Genomic DNA, 23,227 nt, shown 5'->3' with positions numbered 1-23,227 from the left:
CTTGAGGGAGAGGGGCTGGGGGAGAGGGGGTTACCCGCGACTTGGAGTCCCCGGCATTTCGCGAATGAATTCGCTCCCACAGGTTCATGCCGGCGGTGAGTCGAGCGTCACCCCTCGCCCTTGAGGGAGAGGGGGGGCCGTCCCTCTGGTTCCCGCTGGCAGTGAGCCGGGGGCAGGGGCGAAGGGATCACGACGGCGCGGTGGCGTCTTGCTGTTTACCCACGAAATGCTCACGCGTGCCAAACACCCAGTCGAACCAGGGCTTGGTTACGCACCAGTTGGCCTGGGGGTTGGGACCCATGTGGTGGTCGTAGTGCCAGGGCAGGTGCTGGCGGGCCCAGTCGGGGTGGTCGTGGGCTTTCTTGTGGGTGAAGTAGTAGTTGCCGGCGCAATACCAGAGCGTCAGGCACAACCAGGGTGCCCAGAGAATCAACGGTGCCACCAGCAGGCTGGCGACCACCAGGGCCCAGGCTTCCTTGCCCTGGGCGTGCCAGCCCAGCGGATGGCGGCGATAGCAGGGGTCGTAGAAGTTGTTCTGGCGGGCGTTGCGGTGGTGTTCGTGGAAATGGAAGCTCCAGAAGGTGCCGCGCTTGCGGCCCAGGCCGTGGAGCACGACGCGGTGGAACCACCATTCAGTGAAATTGCCGAGCAGCAGGCCGGCGGGGATGCTGATCAACGCTTCGAGGTACCAGGGCATTTTCTTCTCCTTGTTGTCGTCCCATGCAGCCCGGAGTCCGACACCCGCCCCGGGCCATCGAAACAAGGTTCGCGCCGGCGAATGACGGAGGCAGCCCGACTTTCGATTAGTGTCGACGCAGCGCCAGCACTACCAGCGCCGCCACGCAGAATGCCGCCCCGGCGAGGAAGGTGCTGGCGGGACCCTGGCTTTGCCAGAGCCAGCCTGCCAGCGTGCTGGCCACCAGCAGGGCGCCGCCGCTGGCCAGGTTGAACAGGCCGTACGCGGTGCCCTTTAGCTCCGCTGGAGTGGTCTCGGCCACCAGCGCCGCGAGGATGCCCTGGCTGAACCCCATGTGGAGACCCCAGAAGGCGACGCCGGCCAGCAGCAGGGTCGGGTTGTCAGCTCCGGCCAACAGCAGATCGGCGACTATCAGCAACGCCAGGGAGAAGACCAGCAGCCCGGTGGGGCCGATTCGATCGGACAGCTTGCCGGCGGGGTAGGCCGAGAGCATGTAGAAGGCTGCCATCACCACCATGACGAGCGGCACCCAGATGGTGGAGAGGCCCGCATCCCGCGCACGCAACACGAGGAATGCCTCGCTGAATCGCGCCAGGCTGAACAACGCCCCCAGGCCGACCACCCACCAGTACGCCGGAGAAAAGCTTCGCCATGCGCGAAACCGAATGGGCGAGCGCAGACGCCGGGACGGATGGGTGATGTCGGGTTCTTCTACACCGAACAGGATCAAGGCCACTGAAATCAGCGCTGGCAACACGGCGAACCAGAGCACCAGTGCGATATCACCGGCCAGCAGGATCATCAGCAGGATCGCCAGCAGCGGACCGAGAAAGGCGCCGACCGTGTCCATGGACTGGCGCAGGCCGAAGCAGGCACCACGGATATCTACAGGCGAGACGTCGGCCATCAGCGCATCCCTTGGTGCGCCACGAATGCCCTTGCCGATCCGGTCCAGCAGGCGCGCGAACAGCACCTGGTCGGCGCTGGCCGCAAGGGGAAACAGCGGTTTGGTAAGCGCCGCCAGGCCGTAGCCGAACAGCACCAGTCCCTTGCGCTTGCCGAGGAAGTCGCTGAGTGCCCCGGAGAAGACCTTGACGATCAGCGCGGTGGCTTCGGCCAGGCCCTCGATCAATCCGACCGCGAGCATGCTCGCGCCCAGGCTGCCCACCAGGAACAGCGGCAATAGGCTGTGCACCAGTTCGGAGGAAAGGTCCATGAACAGGCTGACGAAGCCCAGTACCCAGACGGTGCGTGGAATGCGGTGAGCGGTGGCGGAAGCGGGCATGTCCCTGTCCTGTCGGCACTTGCTTCAGGTTAGGCAAGAACCTGTAGGGGCGAATTTATTCGCCACCCGGGCCTCAGGTCCGGCCATCGAATGCGCAACGATCAATCCTTGTCGTCCAGTTCCGCCAATCGATATCCCACGCCATGGATGGTGTGCAGCAGGGGGCGCTCGTAGGGTTTGTCGAGCACCTGGCGCAGTTGGTGGATATGGCTGCGCAGGCTATCGCTGTCCGGGCAGTCGTCGCCCCAGAGGGCTTCCTCCAGCACTTCGCGGCGCACCACGGCCGGGCTCCTGCGCATCAGGGTAGTGAGCAGCTTGTGGCCGATGGGGTTGAGTTTCAGGCGCTGGTCGGCACGGGTGGCCTGGAGGGTGTCCAGGTCATAGATGAGGTCGGACACCTGCAGTCTGCTCTTGCGTCCGCCGTGGCTACGCCGTACCACCGCCTCGATGCGGGCCACCAGTTCGGACAGCGCGAAGGGTTTGACCAGGTAGTCGTCGGCGCCCGACCTGAGGCCGGCCAGTCGATCTTCCAAGGTGTCGCGGGCAGTGAGCATGATGATCGGCGTGTCCCGCCGGGCTTCCTGGCGCAGGCGGTTGCAGAGCTGCAAACCGTCGATGCCCGGCAGCATGATGTCCAGCACGATCAGGTCGTAGTGCTGGGTAGTCGCCAGGTGCAGGCCCGACAGGCCGTCCTGGGCGCAATCGACGCCGTAACCCTTGAGCTGGAGGTAGTCCAGCACGTTGGCGAGGATGTCGCGGTTGTCTTCGATGATCAGTACTCGCACTTAGTGCCCTCGATCCTGCGCCGTGGCGCCGTTGATGTTTTTTTCACAAGCCCTTTACCAGTTGCTCACGCATGCCGGCGCAGACTTCGGTCGTCCCACTTGACCAAGGACCTTCCGATGCCCCATTCCCGTCCCTTCAATTTCGTGCTCTGGAGCGGCCTGCCGCTGGCCACCATGGCACTTCTGCTGTTGATCGACGTGCCCCACGTCGATTTCGCCCTGGCGCACCTGTTCTACGACCCGCAAAACGGTTTCATCGGTCGGCACAGCGCGTTCCTCGAGGATGTACTGCACGACCGCGCCAAGCAGGCCGTGATCCTCCTCGGCGTCCTCGCTATCGCCGGCTTTCTCGTCAGCCTGCTTCCTACCCGCCTGCGCCAGTGGCGTCGTCAGCTGGGCTATCTGGTGCTGGCCCTCGGCCTGTCCACGGCCATCGTCACGCCGCTCAAGGCGGTTACCGCCGTGCAGTGCCCCTGGAGCCTGGCGGAATTCGGCGGTGTCGAACCCTATTCGCCATTGATCGGTCACCATCCCTACGTCGACAAGCCTGGCCGCTGCTGGCCGGGTGGCCATGCCTCGGCGGGTTTTTGCCTGCTCGCCCTGTTCTTCGTCTTGCGCGACCGCCGTCCACGCTTGGCGCGGGCCGCGCTGGTGGGGGCGCTGGTCCTCGGTAGCCTGTTCTCGCTCGGACGGATGATGCAGGGCGCGCACTTTCTCTCGCATAACGTCTGGACGCTGCTGTTCGACTGGATGATCAGCCTGGTCTGCTACCGCCTCGTGCTCTATCGCCCGGAGCCGTTGGAAATGGCCGCCCGGGCGGAGGAAGCGCTGGACGTCAGTTCTTCCTGAAACGGTAGAGTTGCCGGTGCCGGTCAAACCGGCACCGCTCGCGGGTATGGGACTAACCTAACGACACAATGGTGAAAGCTGTGTGTTGATGTTTCGGGATTTCGAGGTGGTTCCTTTTCGCTGTCGGGCGGTTGCGAGGAGGCAGTGGCCATCAGCGATGCTCAGGGTTTCGTTGCAGTTCCAGCACCCGTTTGCGTCCTTGCTCGGCGACCAGGTAACGGCCTGAAGCGACCTCGACTATGGTTTGCGGCGAACGCAGGTGGGACAGCACGACGTTCAGGTCTCCCTTGGCATCGAGCAACAGGACGCGGGCCATGTGCGTGGCGTCTTCGGTGACCCACAATCCATCGTGGTTACAGAGCAGGAAACCGGGTTCGCGCAGGCCATCGATCGCCACCGGGTCCTGCCCGTCATCCTGCAGCAGGCGGACCTGGCCACTGGTTTTCTCGCTGTAGAACAGGCGGCCATCGGGACAGAAGGCGACCGCTTCGGCTTCGTCCAGGCCGCTGCGCAGCGTGGTGACGCTATCGGTTTCCGGGTCGTAACGCAGCAAGCGGCCGTTACCGTGGAGATCTTCGATTGCGTAGAGGTAGTGGCCGTCTGTGGACAGGCCTTCGACGCTGTCGGCGCTGAACAGTTGCCGGGTGCCCAGGTCGTTCATCCAGAGCACCGGGTGTTCGCCCTGTTCCTGGCTGAAGGCGATGCCCCCGCGATAGCGGGCCATGCCGTCGGGCTTGGACAGGCCGGTCTCAACTTCGCTGTTCCTGCCGCCCGATCCGACACGCAGGATACGGCCCTTGCCGTCTTGCAGTTCCTGGCTGAGGAAAAGGCCTCCCCGGTCATCGGGTATTAGCGCGCTGACTTGCTCGATACCGTCGAGGTGCACCTGATAGCTCCATCCCTGCGCGGCAACGGCGGGGTACAGGTGGTGCCAGGCAGGTATCCCTGCACCCAACAACAGGAGCAGGGCGAAGGCCCCTAGCAACCAGCGCATGGTGCGCTGGTCGAGAAGCAGGATCAGCCATTGGCCGCCGGCGCGTGAGCGCTTGCGGAAGGGAGAGCGGCGACGCGGCAGAGAGGTGGTATTGGCGGACATGGGGAGTTCCTTCGCTCAGGACGCGGAACGCAGACCCGCCACTTGGCGAAGCCCAGTGCACCGAATCCATGTGGACAGCTGATAAGTCTGGATGGCGGGCTGTATTGGCGAGGTCAAAAGCCCGTGAAAAAAACGTCAACGGCTGCAACCAAGGTGTACGGAGAAGCAACTGCCCGAGTCCGGACTGGATTCCACCCGGACTTCCCAACCCTGCTGCTGGCAAATGCGCCTGACCAGCGAGAGCCCCAGGCCCAGACCTTCGCCGCGGGCCTGCTGGCCGCGTACGAAACTCTGGAAGATGCGTTCCTGCTCTTCCTCCGGAATGCCCTGGCCACTGTCTTCGACCCGGAAACCGTCTGCCGCGAGGATCAGCCGCACCGCACCCTGTTCAGTGTAGTGAAAGGCATTGCGCAGCAGGTTGGACATGACCGTACGCAGTTGCGGGGCTTCATAGCGGTCCGCGCTGGAGCCTTCGTCGATCAGGGCGAACGCCAGGCCCTTGGCCTGGAACTGGGGCATCCACTGGCGGTACTGCTCGGCCGCGAGTCCGGACAGGGCAACTTTCTCGGCGATGCCGCTTTCCTCCTGGCCGGCTCGCGCCAGGCGCAGGAAGGTCTGCACCAGATCGTGCATGTCAGCGCTGGCGCGAGCGATGCGGGCGACCTGGGCGCGCTCGCTGGCGGTAAGTCCGGGGGCGTCCAGCAGCAGCTCGCAGGAGGTGGCGATGACCATCAGCGGGGTGCGCAGTTCATGGCTGACATCGCTGGTGAACAGCCGCTCGCGCTCCAGTGAATGGCGGAGCTGGCCGAGGGTCTCGTCGAAGGCGGCGGCGAGCCGACCGATCTCGTCGTCCGGGTAGTCGGGCGACAGCCTGGGTGCCATGGGCAGCAGCTGGTCACGATGGCGAACCTGTTGCGCCAGGCGTCGAACGGGGGCCATCACCCGGCGTGCGAGCAGGCGTCCAAGTCCCCAGGCGCCGAACACGCTGGCAAGAAGCCGGCCAGGACTACGTCGAAAAGGACCTGCTCCCGGGCCTCGAACTCGTGCTGTTCTTCCACCAGCACGTCCTCATGGCTGCCGTGGCTGCGCTTGAATACGTAGTAGGCGGCGTCGCCATCGAGCACCTCGGAGAAGCCTTCCGGCAGACCGGTGAAACGCGGTGGCAAGGCATCACGTCCGCTGTGGGAACTGAAGAAGCGGGTATTGGCATCGATACGCGCAACCGTGTCCAGCTTGAGCTCTTCGTCTATCGCATAGTCCAGTTCCCGGCCCATCTCCTCTGACACCAGGTGCTCTTCGATGAAGTGCACGATGGCGACGATTCCCAGGGAAAAGGTGCCGCCAACGATCAGCGTCATCAACACGAAGGCGAAGATGATCCGTCGCTCAAGTGGCTGCTTCCCGCCCATGGCGTCGACCTATTTCCTTGCAACGGTGAGGCCGCTGGTACGGCAGGAGGCGAACAGATCCAGGCCTTCCCGGTATTCACCGGTCTGGACCTGCAACAGACCCAGCATCGAGTGGAAGAGGTTGTCCTGGCTCAGCGGCTTGTCGCGCTCCCTGGACAGGCAGCCGGTGTCCAGGGCGAACTCCCTGCGGTAGCTGTCGGAGAACCAGGTGAGCATGGCCACGTGCTTCTGCTGGTCGGGGGCCAGCACATAGGGCGTGCCATGCAGGAAAAGGTTGTACTCGCCGAGCGATTCGCCGTGGTCGGCGAGGTAGATCATGGCCGTGTCGACCTTGTCCTGGTTCTTGCGCAGGAGATCGATCAGGTTCGACAGCACGTAGTCGGTATAGACCAGGGTGTTGTCGTAGGCGTTGACGATGCTTTCCTGGCTGCAGTCGTTCAAGGCATTGCTGTTGCACACCGGGGTGAACTTCTCGAAACGCTTGGGATAACGCTTGGCGTAGTCCGGGCCGTGGCTACCCATCTGATGCAGGACCAGCACCGAGTCGTCCTTGAGCTGGTCGATGTAGGCTTGCAGGTCCTTGAGCAGGATTTCATCGTGACACTCGCCGCCACTGCACAGGACGGGGTCCTTCAGGTGGCTGAGGTTTTCCTGGGTAACGCGGTCGCAGGTGCCCTTGCAGCCGGACTGGTTGTCGCGCCAGGTCACTGCGAGGCCCGCATGCTTGAGCACATCAAGCAGGCCTTCCTGGCTGCGGGCGCGGGCGGCGTCGTAGTCGCCGCGTCCCATGTTGGAGAACATGCAGGGCACGGAGACGGCAGTCTCGGTGCCGCAGGAACGCACGTTGCTGAAGGCGGTGACGCCTTGCTGGCCCCGGAGTAGCGGAGAGGTGTCGCGTGCATAGCCGAGGATGCCGAAGTTTTCCGCCCGCGCGCTTTCACCCACGACCAGGACTGTCAGCGACTTGCGCTGGTGGGTCTGCCAGGCCGGCGCCTTTTTCGCATCGGTGCCGATCTGGCGCAATGGCTCCTTGGCCACCACCAGTTGTTCGCGCACATAGCCAAAGGAGGCGTTCAGGTAGTTGCTGGGCACCACCAGCAGACGCAATTCGTGGTGGTTACGGAACAGCGACGCCAGGCCTTGGTAGTTGGCCAGTGCGACCACTCCCAACACAGTCAGCGAGCCGACTGCCAGGGCTAGCTTGCCCAGCAGTTCGCGGCGCAGGGGCTGGTGGCGGACCGGCAATTTCCACAGCAGCCAGCTCGGCAACACACCGAGGATGAGGACGAACAGCAGCAGCTTGAAGGAAAGCAGGTCGCGAACTTCGTTGACGTCGGTTTCCGCGACGTTGCGCAGCATGTTGGCGTCGATCAGCACGCCGTACTGGCTCATGAAATAGGCGACCCCGGAGCTGGCCAGGAACAGGAAGATCAGCACCGGTTTTAAGACCCGGCGGAAGGAGAGCAGGGCGAGTACGAAGTTGAAGATGGCCAGCACCATGACGCCGAAGGCCATGCGCATGCCGAGTCCGTCGGCATCGGCCGGGACTATGGCGAAGACATGCCGCCAGAGCGGGAAGTTGTAGACCGAAAGCAGCAGGAGGCTGGCCAGGAAGGCCAGGGCTTCGGGGCGGATGGAAATGCGTTTGAACATGGGCCGCTCGCTTGGGACGTATCCCTCGTGGATACGGCGCGCAGATTAGGAACGGCGGAATCAAAACTTCGTGAAAAAAATCTGGGGAAAATGTCGAGGTTGTGAAGGCGATGTCGGGGGTGTTGTGGGGGCGAATTCATTCGCTATGGGCAGCGCAGCTGCCCTCATTCAGGCTTGAGGCGAACCTTTGGTCCGCTTGGCGATTGAAATCGCCCCCACAGATCGAGTTGGGGCCGTGGCCTTACTGCGCGGCAACTTCCGGCAGCACCGGAATGTGCTCCAGTTGCAGGCGCTCACTGCTCCAGGCGCGGACCTGGTTGGTCAGCTCCAGGTCGTTGTTCAGCTTGCGCCCGTAGGAAGGAATGATCTCCTTCAGGCGGGCTTGCCATTCCGGGGTCTGGACCTTGTCCTTGAAGGTCTTCTCCAGCACGGTGAGCATGATCGGCGCAGCAGTGGACGCACCCGGCGAGGCGCCCAGCAGCGCGGCGATGCTGCCGTCGGCGGAGCTGACGACTTCGGTACCGAACTGCAGGATTCCGCCTTTTTCGGCGTCCTTCTTGATCACTTGCACGCGTTGGCCAGCGGTCAACAGCTCCCAGTCCTCGTCCCTGGCTTGGGGGAAGTACTCGCGCAGTTCATGCATGCGGTCGGCCTGGCTGAGCATCAGTTGACCCATCAGGTAGGTGCTCAGCGGAATGTTGTCCAGGCCGGCGTTGGTCATCGGGCCGATGTTGTCGGTGGTCAAGGCGCTGAACATGTCCAGCAGCGAGCCGTTCTTCAGGAACTTGGTGGAGAAGGTGGCGAAGGGTCCGAACAGCAGCACTTTCTGGCCGTCGATCACACGGGTATCCAGGTGCGGCACCGACATGGGCGGCGAGCCGACCGACGCCTTGCCGTAGAGCTTGGCCTGATGCTGGGCCACCACTTCGGGATTGCGGGTGACCAGGAACTGGCCGCCCACCGGGAAGCCGGCATAGCCCTCGGCTTCTGGAATGCCGGATTTCTGCAGCAGCTTGAGGGCGCCACCGCCAGCACCGATGAAGACGAATTTCGCCTTGACGCTGCGTACGGCCTCGTCGTTTCCGAGGTCGGCGACGACCACAGTCCAGGTGCCGTCGTCGTTGCGCTTGATGTCGCGGACTTCGTGCTTGAGGTTGAGCGAAACCTTGTCGCTCCTGGTCAGCGAGTCGATCAACTGGCGGGTGATTTCACCGAAGTTGACGTCAGTGCCGATGGCCATGCGCGTGGCGGCCACTTTCTGTTCGGCAGGACGTCCTTCCATCGCCAACGGGACCCACTTGCTGATCTGCTCATGGTCTTCGGAGTACTCCATGCCACGGAACAGCGAGCTGTGCTGCAGGGCGGCGTGGCGCTTCCTGAGGAACTCGATGTTGTCGTCGCCCCAGACGAAGCTCATGTGCGGCACGCCGTTGATGAAGGACTTGGGATTTCCCAGCACGTTGCGCTCGACCTGGTAGGCCCAGAACTGTTTGGAGATCTCGAAGGATTCGTTGATCGCCACGGCCTTGCTGATGTCGATGCCGCCGTCTGCGGTTTCCGGTGTGTAGTTCAGCTCGCAGAAGGCGGAGTGGCCGGTGCCGGCGTTGTTCCAGGGGTTGGAGCTTTCCGCGGCGACCTGGTCGAGGCGTTCGTAGATGTCGATGGTCCAGCCCGGCTCCAGTTCGTGGAGATAGGTGCCGAGGCTGGCACTCATGATGCCGGCGCCGATCAGCAGTACGTCGACCGACTTCTCCGCCTCCGGTTGCTTGGCACAGCCGAGCACCGTGAGGCACAGGAGTCCTAGGAGGAGTTTTTTCATGGGACCGTCCCTTTGCTATTTCTCGAAAAGGGCGGTGGGTAGGCAAATGCCGTGCCGTATAGGCGAAAACCCCATGAATCGATTCACTTTGCGCGATTCAAGGCTTACACGGGGGTGGGCAGGTGGCGGATATCCGCCCGATGAGTGGGAATCCCGCCCTGCTTGCGGCGGATACCCGCCAGGCACAGGGTGAGTTGCTGGTTCAGCCGCGATCGATCCGGAAGCGGCAGACCTGCCCCTGGCGCACCATGCATTCGAGGTGATCAACCGTGCCGCCGCCGAGGGTACCGATCAGCGCGAGGTCCAGCTCGCAGACCTCCGGATGCAGCGCCGCAAGGTGATGGAACACGCAGTTGTGGGCGACGATCTCGGCTTCGCCACCGGAGCGGAAGAAGACCTCGGCCTCGTAGCCGGCTTCGTGCATGTGCTGGGCGATCCGGGGCTCATCCACGACCTTCGTTTCGATCTCGCCGGCCAGACGGCGTCCGAGGCCACGCATGAGTTGGATCAGGGCGTCGTGGCCGATGAGGCTGGCCACTTCGCCAATCAGCAGGTCGGCCAGTAACTGGTACTGGCGGGGAAATAGCTCCCGGCCACGCGGGCTGAGCCGGTAGAGCTGCTCGGGGCGGCGGCCGGTAGGTCGCGTTTCGCCCCGCAGTATCAGCCCGTCGCGCTCCAGCGCGGCCAGGTGCTGGCGGATCGCCGTGCGGGTCACCGCCAGGTGGTTGGCCAGCTCGTCGATGCTCATGCCGCCCGGTTGATAGAGCAGGGCGCCGAGCAGGTCCTGTTGGGTACGTCCCATTCCTTGAAGCATCGATTACCTCGACAGACCGGAGTCAGAACTTGTCAGGGAATTGCTTGACCAGCGCAGCGGCCAAGGTATCGGCCAGTACCTGCATGTGCTGGCGCATGGCTGTCCAGGTCCTGGCCTCACCTGCGAAGTCCCCTTTGCTCAGCTCGTCGATTTGCGCCACATGGTGTCCGCCATGGGCGCTGAGCATGTTGAGCAGCGCGTCCTCGGGCAGGTTCGGGTTGGCGCTGGAGAGGAACCTGGCAATGCCTTTGGCATTGCGGGTGAGGTCGGTGACCGCGGCTTTCTTGCCCGCATCATCCTTGGCCACGGCCGCATCGCTGTAGTGCTTCACGGCACTCCAGTGGCCGGCCAGCAGTTCCAGCAACTGATCCGCGGCTGGCTGGCCGTAGAGCGGGGCGATGCTGTTGGCGATTGCCTTGGCGTTGTCCACCACCTGCGTGGCGGCTGCGTCGGCCTGCTTGCGCTGGCCGTCCTGATTGGCGACGACGTAGTTCCTGACCCAGAAGATGTGTTCCACCCACAGATCGCGTAGCGCCAGTCGGGTTGTCAGTGCGGCATTGTCAGCGCCGGAGGCAGCCGTTTGTTGCGTGGCCAGGCTCCAGGTGGGTTGGACGAGTGCTGCAAGCAGCAGTAAAGCCAGTGTCCTGAGTTTCATGACGGGCCCCTCGTGTTACGGATTGTCCTGCAAAATCAATTAAAGCATAAAAAAATGCCATTATTGATTTTGAGATATCCGCTGATCGGAACCCTCAGTGCTTCTTCTGTAGCCAGTTGAGGAAACCGGTCTTTTTCACGGCCTGGGGTTTCTGCATTAACAGGTTGCGGCTGGCCTGTTCGCGGAAGGTGCGCAGATGGATGAGGGCGGCGCGGACTTCCACACGCGTATCCAGGAATTTGCTCATGGCATCACGCTCGATGCGGTAAAGCACGCAAGCAGTGAGGGCGGTGAACTGTGCCTGGGACGGTGCGTTGCAGCCGATGCCTTCCTCGCCGATGATTTCCCCCGGCCCCATGCGGCCAGCTTCTATCAGCTTCCCGGTGCTGTCCGGCACTGCGGCGGAGACCACGCCCGTACCGACGATCAGCAGCCCTTCGGCCACTTCGCCTACCGCCATTACCACCTGGCCGGCAGAAAACGCGAGCGGCGCCATGGCTTCGCTGAGTTCGTCCTTCTCTCCATGGCTGAGCGCGCGGAAGATCTTCACCTCTTCCAGCAGCAAGCGTGGCCGCGAGGAGGGCTGCGGTGCATCTTCTCCGGTGAAGGTAATGCCGGCCGCTTCCAGATGCCTGTGCGCCAGGTCGTACATCAGGTTACGCACCTCGGTCTTGTTCTCTCCGGTGCGGATGAAGCCACTGATTTCGTACTCCATGGACTCCAGGTCCGAGCCCTTGATCGCGACCTTGGGCTTGGGGTTGGTCAGCAGCGCACTGATGCTCTGGACCGCCCTTTCCAGGGCCTCCAGTACACGGCGTGGACGCACCTGGGTAGACACCTGAACGGTGATCGACACGCTGGTCAGCTCATAGGGTCGGCTGAAGTTGTGCACCTTGGTCTTGGCCGCCACCGAGTTTGGAACCACGACGGTGCTGCCTTTGTTGGTCAGCAGGTGGGTGGCGCGCCAGTCGATTTCCACCACCTTGCCTTCGGTGCCGTCGATGGAAATCCAGTCATCCAGTTGGTAGGGCTTGGTGGTGTTGAGGACGATGCCGGAGAACACATCGCTCAACGTGCTCTGCAAGGCCAGGCCGATCACGATCGCCATGACCCCGGAGGTGGCCAGCAGGCCCTTCACCGGCAGCTGCATCACATAGGCCGCGGCGGCTACCACCGCCACCAGGAATATCACCGCGCCCAGCACGTCCTGGAGCAGTCGGCCGGCATGGCCGATGCGCGGCATCAGAAGGCCCAGTACCACGGTGGCGGTGCGGGCACCAAACAGCCACCAGCCGATTTCCATCGCGGTGGCCACCAGGTTGAGCGTTGGATCCGACCACGTCGGCGGCTGCAGGGGGCTCATGCCGGCATCGATGATCACGGCGCTGAACAGCACGAACAGCAGCAACCGGCAGACCACCCGCCAGGTCTGCTGTTCGGCGGGAATGATGCGCCAGGTCGAAAGGTCGATCAGGATCAGCAGGGCGCCGAAGGCCAGGGGGTGGCTTTGAATGAAAGCGAGCATGAATTCCGTTCCGCGAGAGGGCCTGCATCACGTTAGCAGACCGCCGCGTCGACCGGTGAGCCCCTCCATCACTGGTCGTCAAAATGCATGCGGTGGCACTCAGGGCCCGCCTTCAGCGAAGGGGTTACGGCCCTCGGAAACGGAGACCAGCGGGTCGTTCGTGGGATAGCTCCACTCCTTCGGCAGCCCCTCCGAATCGGATTGCCACGCCTGCTGTGAGCTGCTTCCTCCTGCTGGCGCTCAGGGTCAATCGTCGGATGCCGTCTCACGACCGCTGACGGTGCGCTTGGTCGCTCGCCGTGGTCAAAGCCCAATGGAACAGTCCCGGAGGACGCATGACCAGGATCGCCTTGAGCCTCGCATTGTTCGCCACTTGCAGTCTCGACGTGACGGCTGCGGCCTGCCCGCCGGAGCAATACGAAGTCTGCGTGACGGATTGCGTCTGCCTGCCCGACGTACGCGGAGTGCTCGGGCCGCTACCGGGCGAGGTGAGTCGGGTGGCGTCCGGCGCCTTGCAGCAATGGCTGGTGCAGGCCAGGGCCGATGCCCTGGCCAGCGGGGTCGAGCCGATGCCCCCAGCCATCCGCGAAAAGCTGACGCCTTACTTCGACGCCGCGCTGCTGGAGGGCGCGCGCTATCGCATCGGCGACAGCAGTGAATTGGGCGCGGCCAGTGCGATGCTGCATGACCCGGATATCAAGGCAGTGACCCTGGTAGACGTCATCCTCTTTCGCGATCGCGAAGGAGCGCTGGACGATGTGGCGCTCTGGGCCCACGAACTGGTGCATGCGCAGCAGTACCGGGAGTGGGGCGTGGAAGGTTTTGCCAGCCGCTATGCCGAGGACGCCGACAGCGTGGAGCAACCGGCCTACGAGATGCAGTTCCGGGTGGCGAAGGCATTGCGGGGGAAGTGAGTTGACCGAGGCCGGATGCAGGGACAGGCATTCTTGGTTACTTCTTTTTGGTTCGGCATCCCGACGTTTGAAAGAAGTGACTTGCCTGGGAGGGCAAAACCAGAAACATCCGCAGAACTCGGCAAGCAGCCTGGCCCAGGACGTTCTAGCAGCCCCCGGCAGACAGCATTCAATCCCGCTGCGGAATCCCCAGCCCGCGTACGACTGCCGGGCGTGCCAGGAAGGCTTCCAGCACCCGCTTCACGTTGGCGAAGCGCTCGAACCCGACGAGCTCACCCGCCTCGTAGAAACCCACCAGGTTGCGAATCCAGGGGAAGGTGGCGATGTCGGCGATGCTGAACTGCTCGCCCATGATCCAGTCCCGACCTTCCAGGCGCTGGTCGAGCACCGCCAGCAGGCGTGCCGACTCCTGCACATAGCGGTCAAGGGGGCGTTTGTCCTCGTAGTCCTTGCCGGCGAATTTGTTGAAGAAGCCGATCTGGCCGAACATCGGGCCAATCCCTCCCATCTGGAACATCAGCCACTGGATGCATTCGTAACGGCCGGCCGCGTCCTGCGGGATCAACCGGCCGGTCTTGTCGGCCAGGTAGATGAGGATCGCGCCGGACTCGAACAGGGGCAGTGGACGGCCGTCTGGTCCATTGGGGTCGATGATGGCGGGGATCTTGTTGTTCGGGTTGAGGGAGAGGAACTCCGGCGACATCTGGTCATTGCGTTCAAAGCTGACCAGGTGCGGTTCGTAAGGCAGACCCGTTTCCTCCAGCATGATGGAGACTTTGACGCCATTGGGCGTCGGCAGGGAATAGAGCTGCAGGACGTCCGGCCGGGTCGCGGGCCATTTGCGGTTGATGGGGAAAGCCGAAAGATCACTCATGAGGTGGACTCCCTGTTCGAAATAAACGGATGGGAAACCTTACTCGCCTGCTGCCGGGTAGCGAAAGGCCGAAAGCAGGCAGGAGCGGGCTCCGCTCGCGAACTTCACGGCGTCCAACCTTGAGCTTCAGTCGCGATCCGGCGCTCCCAGCGGGAACAGTGGCCGATACGGGCGCGCCTCATCTACTGCACGGGCGATCGAAGGATGCGCAAGCAAGCGTTGCCTATAGTTGCGCAGGTTGCTGAAGGTCGCATCGATCGGGTGTACCCAGTCGGCGTAGAACAGCGAGGGCGCAGCCGCGCAGTCCGCCAGGCTGAAGGCGTCGCCGGCAGCCCAGGTTCGCCTCGCGAGCTTCCCCTCGAGCCAGGCGTAGCTGCGCTCCAGCAGAGCCTTGGCGTCCGCCACCCCACAGGCATCGCGCTGGCCCTCCGAGCGCAGGCTATCGAGCACCGGCTTCTGCATGGGTGTCATCACGTACAGGTCGAAGAAGCGATCCAGCATCCGCACCTCCAACGCCATTTCCGGCTGCTCGGGGATCAGCTTCACCGGCCCGGCATGATGCTGCTGGAGGTATTCGATGATGATGCTCGATTCCATCACCGGCCGCTCGCCGTCCAGCAGCAGCGGAAACCGCTGCAACGGCCAGAGGCGCTGGAACTGCTCGGCGGTGGCCGGATCGTCCGGCGACAGCAGGCGCATCTGGAACGCTGTGTCGTTCTCGTAGAGCGCGATCAGGACCTTCTGGCAGTACGACGAGAAGGGATGCGCGAACAGTTGCAGGGACATGGGTGACTCCTGGAAAGAGGATGGCTTCGCTGACTGGTCGTTTGGCGCAGGGAGAGATCGACACATCGGGCTGTTGGTCGGTTCCTGCGCAGGCTCAGCAACAAGCTAGCGGATCTCTCCCTGGAGTGCCGCCTCGAAGAACGACGAAATCAGCAGGCTGTTGCGCCGTTCCGCCAGGCAGTAGAGGTAGGTTTCGGTGTGCACCGGATCACCCTCGATGCGGATCGGCTTGATCCGCGGGTCCGGAATGAATTCCGCCTCGGACACCGCACCCAGGCCGATCCCGCGCACTACCGCCTCGCGCAGGGCCTCGCGGCTACCGATTTCCATGGCGATGCGTGGCGTCACGCCGGCCTGCGCCAGCGCCAGCTCCAGGGCTGCGCGGGTGGTGGAGCCAGCCTCCCGCTGCAGCAGAGGCTGACCCTCGAGTTCCCCCAGCGCAATGCTGTCGCGGCGGGCGAGGGGATGGTCGTGCCGGGCGAACAGGATGATGGCGTGGCGGGCGTAGCGCACGGTGCACAGGCCCGGGTCCTGATGCAGGCCGGCGAGCACGGCTATGTCGGTGACGTACTGCTCCAGGTCGGCCAGCACCTCGGCCGAGTTGCCGACGCGGATCGACACCTCGATACGCGGATGGCGCTGGCGGTAGTGGTCGACCATCTCGATCACGTGGAAAGGGCCCACCGCGCCCAGCTTGAGCTGGCCACTGTCCAGGCGCCCGGAGTCCCGCAGCAGGTTGTGGGCTTCCAGCTCCAGGGCGGCCAGGCGCTGGGCGATGGGCAACAGCTGCTGGCCGACATCGGAGAGCTCGATGCGCCGTCCCCGGCGGTGGAACAGCTCGACATTATGTTGACGCTCCAGGCTCTGCACCTGGGTGGTCAGGGTGGGCTGGCTGAGCCCCAGCGCGCGGGCCCCGGCGCTGAAACTTCCATGCCTGGCCACAGCGAGGAAAGCGCGCAACTTGGCGGACGACATCCATAGGTTCCTTCAATAGTTTCCTGTCGAAACCCATATTGAATTGATCGTATGACTGTCACGTGACCTTCCTAGCCTGTGCCCATTCCAACCACAACCGCTGGGAATGCCATGAAAAACCTCGCCAAGTTCCTCCGGGTCGCCGGTATCGTCCTGCTCCCGCTGGTCGCCGCCACCTCTGTCCAGGCCGCCGAAAAACTGACTATCGGCCTGATCCCCTCGGAAGATTCCCAGGCCATGATCGAGTCCAGCAAACAGGTGCTCGACCGCCTGGAAAGCCAGCTCGGCATGCCGGTGGAACCCTTCGTCGCCACCGACTACAACGGCATCATCGAGGCCCTGCGCGCTGGCAAGCTGGATGTGGCCTACCTCGGCCCGTTCTCCTACGTGCTCGCCACCACCGTGGCGGATGTCGAGGCGTTCTCCGTGGCGGTGACCAAGAAGACCGGGCAGAGCGCCTACAAGAGCCTGATCCTGGCGCGCAAGGACAGCGGCATCCGCAACCTCGCCGACCTCAAGGGTCACACCTTCGCCTTCGTCGACCCCAGTTCGGCGTCGGGCCATCTGTTTCCCAAGGCGGGCCTGGAACAGGCCGGCTTCGAACCCGACAAGCTGTTCTCGCGGGTGATCTTCTCCGGCTCCCACGACGCCAGCATCCTCGCGGTGGAGAATCAGAAGGTGGACGCCGCCGCCGTGGCCGACCGCATCCTCGCCGGGGCGGTGGCCAAGGGGCTGGTCAAGCAGGACGACTTCCAGGTGGTCTGGACGTCCCGTCCGATCCCCGAGTCCCCCATGGTCTGGCGCAAGGACATGGACCCGGCGCTGAAGCAGAACGTGGCTGCTGCGCTGGCTTCGATCAAGGATCTGCCGTGGGGCGACCAGGGTCAGCTTGACGGCTTCCAGCCCACCAACGACGCGGCCTACGACGTGGTCCGCGAAACCGCCAAGGTCCTCGATCTCGACCTGCGGAGCATGAAATGATCAGGGTTCGCCAACTGACCAAGCAGTACGGCAGCAATGCCGTGCTGCGTGGCATCGACCTCGATATCGAGGCCGGCGAGTTCGTCGTGGTGCTGGGCCAGTCGGGTGCCGGCAAATCGACCTTGCTGCGCTGCATCAACCGCCTGGTCCAGGCGGACTCCGGCAGCCTGGAGGTGGCGGGGATCGATGCAATCGGTTGTCGCGACACCCGCGCCCTGCGCCGCCAGGTGGCGATGATCTTCCAGCACCACAACGTGGTGCCGCGGCTGTCGGTACTGAAGAACGTGCTGACCGGCCGTCTTGGATCGGTGTCTACCCTGGCGTCCGTGCTGCAACTGTTCCGTCGCGAGGACCTGGCCCTGGCGATGGACTGCCTGCAGCGGGTCGAGCTGGCGCACAAGGCCCAGGAGCGCACGGACGCGCTGTCCGGCGGGCAGAAACAGCGGGTGGGCATCGCCCGTGCGCTGGCCCAGCGGCCCAGGGTGATCCTAGCCGACGAGCCGGTGGCCAGCCTCGATCCGAAGACCGCGCGCCTGGTGCTGCAATACCTGCGCGATGCCAGCCGCGAGCTGGGTATCACGGTGGTCTGCAACCTGCACCAGGTGGACTACGCCCGCGAGTTCGGCGACCGCATCGTTGGCCTGGCCCATGGCCGCCTGGTGTTCGATGGCGACGGCGCGAGCCTGACCGAAGCCGACCTGCAACGCATCTATCCCGGCCATGCGCCGGAACCCGAGGAACTGCACGGCTCCGGGCGGGCGCAACTGCGCTATGCCGCCGGGCTGGAGGGTTGACCATGCAACGAAGCAACTACACCTGGACCCTGGACCTGCCGCAGGGCAGCCGTGGCTGGCTCGGTACCGGCGCGGTGGTGCTGGCGGTGGTCCTTGTTCTGCACTGGAGCGCCACGGGCGCGCAGCTCAGCCTCGGCGAGCTGGCTGCCGGCCTGCCGCAGATCGGTGACTTCCTCGGTCGCACCATGCCGCCGGATTTCAGCATCCTCCCCAGGCTGCTGGCGCCGGCCCTGGAAACCGTGCAGATCGCCATCTGGGGCACGCTGCTCGGTGTGCTGCTCGCCATCCCGCTGTCCTTCCTGGCCGCGCGCAATCTCACGCGCAACCGCTTGCTCTACGGCGCCACCCGGCAGTTCCTCAACCTGACGCGCAGCATCAACGAGCTGATCCTAGCCCTGGTGTTCGTCTCGGCAGTGGGCCTGGGACCTTTTCCCGGCGTGCTGGCGCTGGCGCTGCACGGGCTGGGCATGCTCGGCAAGTTCTTCGCCGAGAGCATCGAAGAGATCGACCAGGGCCTCATCGAGGCGCTCCAGGCCACCGGCGCGCGGCCGCTGCAGGTGATCGTCTTCGGTGTGCTGCCGCAGGTGATCACGGCGTGGATCGCCGTGGTGCTCTACCGCTTCGAGGTCAACCTGCGCTCGGCCACCGTGCTCGGCATGGTCGGCGCCGGCGGTCTTGGCTTCGAGCTGGTCAGCAGCCTCAAGCTGTTCAAGTACCAGGAAACCGCTACCTGCATCATCGTGATCACCTTGATGGTGATCATCGCCGACACGGCTTCCAGCCGCCTGCGCAACGCCATCCAGCGCGGCGCCTCTCACTGATCCGACATTGACCACCAGCCGCCCGGCATGACGCCGGCGCGGCCGGAGAAGGCCTGTGCGTCTGTATCGGCCTGGCCGATGCACGCCTGCAATTAATCGATTTGAGCCGTTGTCGGGCAGGGCTGACCATGCACCCACCTTCCGACAACAACAAGAAAGGAGCCACCATGACTGCCCGTTTCCATAATCCGGTCGATACACGCTTCGGCTGCGGCAGCCTCCGTGATCTCGCGTCCCTCACCGAGAACCAGAAGGTCGCCCTGGTGATCTTTCCCGAAGCCCGTGCCCTGGGTCTGCTGGGTCGCCTCCAGCTGCTGCTGGGCGAGCGCCTGGTGCACGTGGTGGAGGATGTCCAGCCCAACCCCGACGTTGCCCAGCTCCGCCACACCTACGAGCGCTTCTGGCGTGAGGCGGCTGACTGCCAGACGGTCATCGCCGTTGGTGGCGGCAGCGCCATCGACACCGCCAAGGCGCTGATCGTTGGCACTGAATCCGGCAGCTTCGACGAGTTGCTGGGGCTACTGTCCACCGGCCAGGACTTCGTGCCAGCCCGCGCCAAGTCGCTGATCGCCGCGCCCACGACTGCCGGCACCGGGAGTGAAGTGACGCCCTGGGCGACCATCTGGGATGCGGGCAACCAGAAGAAGTATTCACTGCACCTGGACTGCACCTGGCCGAAGGTCGCCATCGTCGACCCGGAGCTGATGCTGACGGTCCCTGCCGGTGTCACCGTCTCCACCGGCCTGGACGCGCTGTCCCACGCCCTGGAATCGATCTGGAACGTGAACGCCAATCCGCTTTCGGACACCTTTGCCGTGTCCGCCATCGAGGACATCCTTGACTGCCTGCCGCAGTTGCGTCGCGACCTCGGCAACAGGGAGCTGCGTTCGCGCATGGCGCTGGCGGCGCTCAAGGCCGGCATGGCGTTCTCCAACACCAAGACCGCGCTGGCCCATTCCATTTCCTACGAGATGACCCTGCGCTACGGGTTGCCCCATGGCATTGCCTGCTCCTTCACCCTGCCGCTGGTGCTGGGCCTGGCCTGGGGCCGCGACGAAGCCCGTGACCGCACCCTGCAACGGGTGTTCGGCCCTGACCTGCGCAAGGCCCAGGCGCGCCTGCGGGAGTTCCTCCACAGCCTCGAGGTGAAGACCGAGTTCGGCGACTACGGCGTGACAGCCAGGGAAGCCGAGGAGATCATCGAATTCGCCATGCAGGGCGCACGAGGCAAGAACTTCATCGGTTCGCGAGCCGCCTAGGGGCCTGCCTTCCCGATCTGAGCGCGGCTTCGGCCGCACCTTTCCTGTTGCACCGAACAAGAGTGCCGCCCCCGGCTTGACCGGAGGACCGTACAAAAGGAAAACACCATGAATCGTGCAGATACCCTGTCTGGCTTGACGATGTCCCATTCACCTTCGTTCCGTGTTGCCCAGTGGCGCATGCTGCTGGCAGCGATGTTCTGCTACCTGTTCTTCTACACCGGGCGGCAGACCTTCGGCTTCGCCATTCCCGGCATGCAGGCCGAGTTCGGCCTGAGCAAGGAAACCCTTGGCTGGGTGTCCACCGCCATGCTCTGGACCTACGCCATCGGCCAGGCGATCAACGGCAACCTCGCCGACAAGTTCGGTGGTCGCCGCATCATGAGCCTGGGGGCGGTGCTGTCCTGTGGCGCCAACTGGATCACCAGCTTCGCCAGCGGTTTCATGAGCCTGATCCTGCCCTGGGGCATCAACGGCTATTTCCAGGCCCTTGGCTGGGCGCCGGGCAGCCGCTTGCTGTCGAACTGGTGGGGCGTGTCGGAGCGCGGCAAGGTCTATGGCTTCTACGTATTCGCCGCTGGTTGCGCCTCGATCCTGTCCTATGTCACGTCCATCGTCGTGATCGAAGTGCTGCACCTGGAGTGGCGCTGGATCTTCCGTCTACCGGTGCTGCTGATGCTGGCCGGCGGCATCCTGTTCTTCCTGATCGCCCGTGAGCGTCCGCAGGACCTGGGTTTCGAGCCGCTGGCCGACACCGGTGTGGCCAACGCCGACGACAAGGACCAGGAAGTCGCGCAGGGCGAGGTGGAAACTTCTGCGCAGCGCTACAAGGCGGTGCTGAAGAACGCCAAGCTGATCATCGCCGCCGTTTCCCTGGGCTTCCAGAACGCCGCCCGCTACGGCCTGATCGTCTGGGTGCCGGTGCATTTTCTCGGTGCCGACTGGAAGAGCGGCGGCGACGGCTGGATAGATCCGAAGTGGATCACCGTGGCGCTGCCGGTGGGCATGGCGGTGGGCGCGCTGAGCAATGGCTGGGTCTCGGACAAGCTGTTCGGCTCCAAGCGCTACCAGGCGATCATGCTGTACATGGTGCTGGGCGCCGCCACCAGCCTGTGGATGTGGAGCCTGCCGGCCCATAGCACCATCGGCCTGGTGGCGCTGTTCCTCTGCGGCTTCTTCGTCTACGGCCCGGCATCGAGCTTTTGGGCGCTGTGCCCGGACCTGGTGGGGGCCAAGCGGGCGGGTACCGCGACCGGCGTGATGAACTTCTCGTCCTACCTGTTCGCGGGCCTGGCCGAGCCGCTCATCGGGCGTCTGTTGGACATCAGCGGGAATACTTCGCTTATCTTCGTCGTGGTCACCGCTGCCTGCCTCAGCAGTGCCCTGGTCGCACTGTTCGTGCGGCGCTGACCTTCACTTCCACCCATTGGCCGACGCCCGGAACTCTTCATGTACCAGTACCACAAGTGGCTCCGCTCCTTTCACGCCGTGGCCCGGACGGGCAGCTTCACACTTGCGGCGGAGTACCTGTGCGTCGGCCAGCCCACGGTGAGCGAGCAGGTCAGCTCGCTGGAGAAGCAGTTCTCCGTGGAACTTTTCCATCGCCGTGGCCGCTTCATCGAGCTGAGTGCGGCGGGCCGCGAGCTCTACTCGATCACCCAGGGCCTGTTCGGCCAGGAGAGCGAAGCGGTGCAATTGCTGCAGAGCTTCAAGCAACGCAAGGCGGGCATGCTGCGCCTTGGCGCGGTGTCGCCGCCGATCGCCATGAGCCTGACCTACCAACTGATGCAGTGTTACCCGGAGATCGAGCTGGAGACGTCCTTCAACACCGAGGGCGAGACCCTGGAGCGGCTGTACAACTTCGACATCGACGTCGCCATTCTCGCCCTGTCGGAGTTCGACCAGCGCCTCAACACCCAGCTCTACCGCAGCTACCCGATCATCGCCGTGGTTCGTGACGATCACCCCTGGGCGAGCCAGGAACAGGTCCGTGTCGAGGAAATCAGCGGGCAGCGGCTGGTACTGCGCGAGCGCGCCTCGCGGACCCGCCAATTGGTGGAGGAGGAGTGCCACCGGCGCGGTGTGGAGCTCGATTGCGCGATGCAGCTCAACAGCCGCGAAGCCATAGTCCACGCCATTGCCCAGGGCATCGGGATTGGCTTCGTGTCGGCGGTGGAGTATGCGCAGACGCCCGGAACGCGGCCGATCACCTTCGTCGACCACCCGTTCCACATCGACTACTACCTGTGCTGCCTGGGTATCCGCCGTAACCGGCCGATGATCAACGAGCTGTTCGACTCCAACGCGCAGCCCGACGCACCACCTCCCTGATTCCATCTGATCCCGATCAGCAACCTGCATGACTCCCGCCACTGGCGCGGAGCAGCCCCTCTCATCCCTGAAACTGGAGATCCACCATGGGCTACAAGCAACCCACCCATCTGCAAGCCGTCATCCTCGACTGGGCCGGTACCGTCGTCGACTTCGGGTCCTTTGCGCCGACCCAGATCTTCGTCGAGGCCTTCGGTGAATTCGGCGTCGCCGTCTCCCTGGAAGAAGCGCGCGGCCCGATGGGCATGGGCAAGTGGGACCACATCCGCACCCTTTGCGACATCCCGGCCATCGCCGAACGCTACCGCGCCGCCTTCGGCCGCCTGCCCACCGACGATGACGTCACCGCCATCTACGAGCGCTTCATGCCGCTGCAGATCGAGAAGATCGGCCTGCACTCCGCGCTGATCCCCGGCGCCCTCGACGCCATCGCCACCCTGCGCGGCAAGGGCCTGAAGATCGGCACCTGCTCCGGCTACCCGGCGGTGGTGATGGCCAAGGTGGTGGAGCTGGCCCGCGAGAACGGCTACACGCCGGACCACGTGGTGGCCACCGACGAAGTGCCCAACGGCCGCCCGCACCCGGCGCAGTCCCTGGCCAACGTCATCGCCCTCGGCATCAACGACGTCGCCGCCTGCGTGAAGGTGGACGACACCTGGCCGGGCATCCTCGAAGGCCGCAGCGCCGGCATGTGGACCGTGGCGCTGACCTGCTCGGGCAACGCCCTGGGCCTGACGTACGAGCAGTTCAAGGCGCTGCCGAAGGACAAGCTGGACCAGGAGCGCGCGCGCATCGGCCAGATGTTCGAAGGCTCCCGCCCACACTACCTGATCGACACCATCGCCGACCTGCCGGCGGTGATCGACGACATCAACAAGCGCCTGGCCCGTGGCGAGATGCCCCAG

21 protein-coding genes and 1 pseudogene are annotated in these 23,227 nt (G+C 64.2%); 9 read left to right on the top strand and 13 right to left on the bottom strand.

Annotation, left to right across the window (positions count from 1 at the left end; genetic code table 11):
• Positions 1-187 precede the first annotated feature (187 nt).
• The 3 genes from E8E75_RS07115 to E8E75_RS07105 form a co-directional block, all read right to left on the bottom strand.
• The gene (locus E8E75_RS07115) at positions 188-697 is read right to left on the bottom strand and encodes a sterol desaturase family protein (protein ID WP_218584182.1); all 510 of its coding nucleotides are present in this window, start codon (positions 695-697) and stop codon (positions 188-190) included.
• A 106-nt stretch (positions 698-803) separates the two neighbouring features.
• Positions 804-1,982, bottom strand: coding sequence for an MFS transporter (locus E8E75_RS07110; protein WP_153921368.1), 1,179 nt, complete (start codon positions 1,980-1,982; stop codon positions 804-806).
• Positions 1,983-2,083: 101 nt separating this feature from the next.
• Positions 2,084-2,767, bottom strand: coding sequence for a response regulator transcription factor (locus tag E8E75_RS07105; protein ID WP_120651366.1), 684 nt, complete (start codon positions 2,765-2,767; stop codon positions 2,084-2,086).
• Between the two features lie 117 nt (positions 2,768-2,884).
• On the opposite strand from E8E75_RS07105, the gene E8E75_RS07100 reads away from it, so the two are divergent.
• Entirely contained in the window at positions 2,885-3,616 is a 732-nt protein-coding gene (locus E8E75_RS07100; RefSeq protein WP_153921365.1) for a phosphatase PAP2 family protein, read from the top strand.
• A 151-nt stretch (positions 3,617-3,767) separates the two neighbouring features.
• Here E8E75_RS07100 and E8E75_RS07095 read toward each other — a convergent pair whose 3' ends face one another.
• The 7 genes and pseudogenes from E8E75_RS07095 to E8E75_RS07065 form a co-directional block, all read right to left on the bottom strand.
• Positions 3,768-4,712 (bottom strand): hypothetical protein, encoded by a 945-nt coding sequence (locus E8E75_RS07095; protein ID WP_153921363.1) that lies wholly within the window; start codon positions 4,710-4,712, stop codon positions 3,768-3,770.
• Positions 4,713-4,847: 135 nt separating this feature from the next.
• Positions 4,848-6,121: pseudogene (locus tag E8E75_RS07090) on the bottom strand (HAMP domain-containing sensor histidine kinase).
• 9 nt (positions 6,122-6,130) lie between these two features.
• Positions 6,131-7,774: a phosphoethanolamine--lipid A transferase gene (locus tag E8E75_RS07085; protein WP_153921361.1), complete on the bottom strand. Its 1,644-nt coding sequence runs from the start codon at positions 7,772-7,774 to the stop codon at positions 6,131-6,133.
• A 241-nt stretch (positions 7,775-8,015) separates the two neighbouring features.
• Complete coding sequence (locus E8E75_RS07080) at positions 8,016-9,593, bottom strand: malate:quinone oxidoreductase (protein ID WP_153921359.1); 1,578 nt, start codon at positions 9,591-9,593, stop codon at positions 8,016-8,018.
• A 202-nt stretch (positions 9,594-9,795) separates the two neighbouring features.
• Positions 9,796-10,407 carry an HTH domain-containing protein gene (locus E8E75_RS07075; RefSeq protein ID WP_120651360.1) on the bottom strand — a complete coding sequence of 204 codons (612 nt, stop codon included), beginning with the start codon at positions 10,405-10,407 and terminating at the stop codon, positions 9,796-9,798.
• A 22-nt stretch (positions 10,408-10,429) separates the two neighbouring features.
• Entirely contained in the window at positions 10,430-11,062 is a 633-nt protein-coding gene (locus tag E8E75_RS07070; protein WP_153921357.1) for a hypothetical protein, read from the bottom strand.
• 94 nt (positions 11,063-11,156) lie between these two features.
• The gene (locus E8E75_RS07065) at positions 11,157-12,587 is read right to left on the bottom strand and encodes a mechanosensitive ion channel family protein (protein WP_120651358.1); all 1,431 of its coding nucleotides are present in this window, start codon (positions 12,585-12,587) and stop codon (positions 11,157-11,159) included.
• A 335-nt stretch (positions 12,588-12,922) separates the two neighbouring features.
• Here E8E75_RS07065 and E8E75_RS07060 point away from each other — a divergent pair, with 335 nt between their 5' ends.
• Positions 12,923-13,501, top strand: coding sequence for a DUF4157 domain-containing protein (locus E8E75_RS07060; protein ID WP_120651357.1), 579 nt, complete (start codon positions 12,923-12,925; stop codon positions 13,499-13,501).
• A 169-nt stretch (positions 13,502-13,670) separates the two neighbouring features.
• Here the strand turns inward: E8E75_RS07060 and E8E75_RS07055 are convergent, their stop codons facing one another.
• From E8E75_RS07055 to E8E75_RS07045, 3 genes are all read right to left on the bottom strand, one after another.
• Complete coding sequence (locus tag E8E75_RS07055; RefSeq protein ID WP_120651356.1) at positions 13,671-14,375, bottom strand: glutathione binding-like protein; 705 nt, start codon at positions 14,373-14,375, stop codon at positions 13,671-13,673.
• A 126-nt stretch (positions 14,376-14,501) separates the two neighbouring features.
• Positions 14,502-15,161, bottom strand: coding sequence for a glutathione S-transferase family protein (locus tag E8E75_RS07050; RefSeq protein ID WP_120651355.1), 660 nt, complete (start codon positions 15,159-15,161; stop codon positions 14,502-14,504).
• Positions 15,162-15,266: 105 nt separating this feature from the next.
• Positions 15,267-16,136 carry a LysR substrate-binding domain-containing protein gene (locus tag E8E75_RS07045; RefSeq protein WP_153921353.1) on the bottom strand — a complete coding sequence of 290 codons (870 nt, stop codon included), beginning with the start codon at positions 16,134-16,136 and terminating at the stop codon, positions 15,267-15,269.
• Positions 16,137-16,247: 111 nt separating this feature from the next.
• Here E8E75_RS07045 and phnD point away from each other — a divergent pair, with 111 nt between their 5' ends.
• From phnD to phnX, 7 genes are all read left to right on the top strand, one after another.
• Positions 16,248-17,117 (top strand): phosphonate ABC transporter substrate-binding protein, encoded by an 870-nt coding sequence (phnD, locus tag E8E75_RS07040; protein ID WP_153921351.1) that lies wholly within the window; start codon positions 16,248-16,250, stop codon positions 17,115-17,117.
• Entirely contained in the window at positions 17,114-17,911 is a 798-nt protein-coding gene (gene phnC / locus E8E75_RS07035; protein ID WP_153921349.1) for a phosphonate ABC transporter ATP-binding protein, read from the top strand. Before phnD ends, phnC begins: the two co-directional genes overlap by 4 nt.
• 2 nt (positions 17,912-17,913) lie before the next feature.
• The gene (gene phnE, locus E8E75_RS07030; protein ID WP_153921347.1) at positions 17,914-18,732 is read left to right on the top strand and encodes a phosphonate ABC transporter, permease protein PhnE; all 819 of its coding nucleotides are present in this window, start codon (positions 17,914-17,916) and stop codon (positions 18,730-18,732) included.
• Between the two features lie 167 nt (positions 18,733-18,899).
• Positions 18,900-19,991 carry an iron-containing alcohol dehydrogenase PsrA gene (gene psrA / locus E8E75_RS07025; protein ID WP_153921345.1) on the top strand — a complete coding sequence of 364 codons (1,092 nt, stop codon included), beginning with the start codon at positions 18,900-18,902 and terminating at the stop codon, positions 19,989-19,991.
• A gap of 108 nt (positions 19,992-20,099) precedes the next feature.
• Complete coding sequence (locus E8E75_RS07020; RefSeq protein ID WP_153921343.1) at positions 20,100-21,401, top strand: MFS transporter; 1,302 nt, start codon at positions 20,100-20,102, stop codon at positions 21,399-21,401.
• Between the two features lie 39 nt (positions 21,402-21,440).
• Positions 21,441-22,322: a LysR substrate-binding domain-containing protein gene (locus tag E8E75_RS07015; protein ID WP_153921341.1), complete on the top strand. Its 882-nt coding sequence runs from the start codon at positions 21,441-21,443 to the stop codon at positions 22,320-22,322.
• Between the two features lie 86 nt (positions 22,323-22,408).
• The coding region (phnX, locus tag E8E75_RS07010; protein ID WP_280358376.1) for a phosphonoacetaldehyde hydrolase at positions 22,409-23,227 on the top strand (819 nt) is incomplete at its 3' end.

Origin of the sequence: Pseudomonas sp. BN606 (assembly GCF_029873115.1) — a bacterium.
In the GTDB taxonomy this organism is placed as follows: domain Bacteria; phylum Pseudomonadota; class Gammaproteobacteria; order Pseudomonadales; family Pseudomonadaceae; genus Metapseudomonas.
Note: the sequence above shows the minus strand (reverse complement) of the source record. Positions and strands in the feature narration are given on the sequence as shown.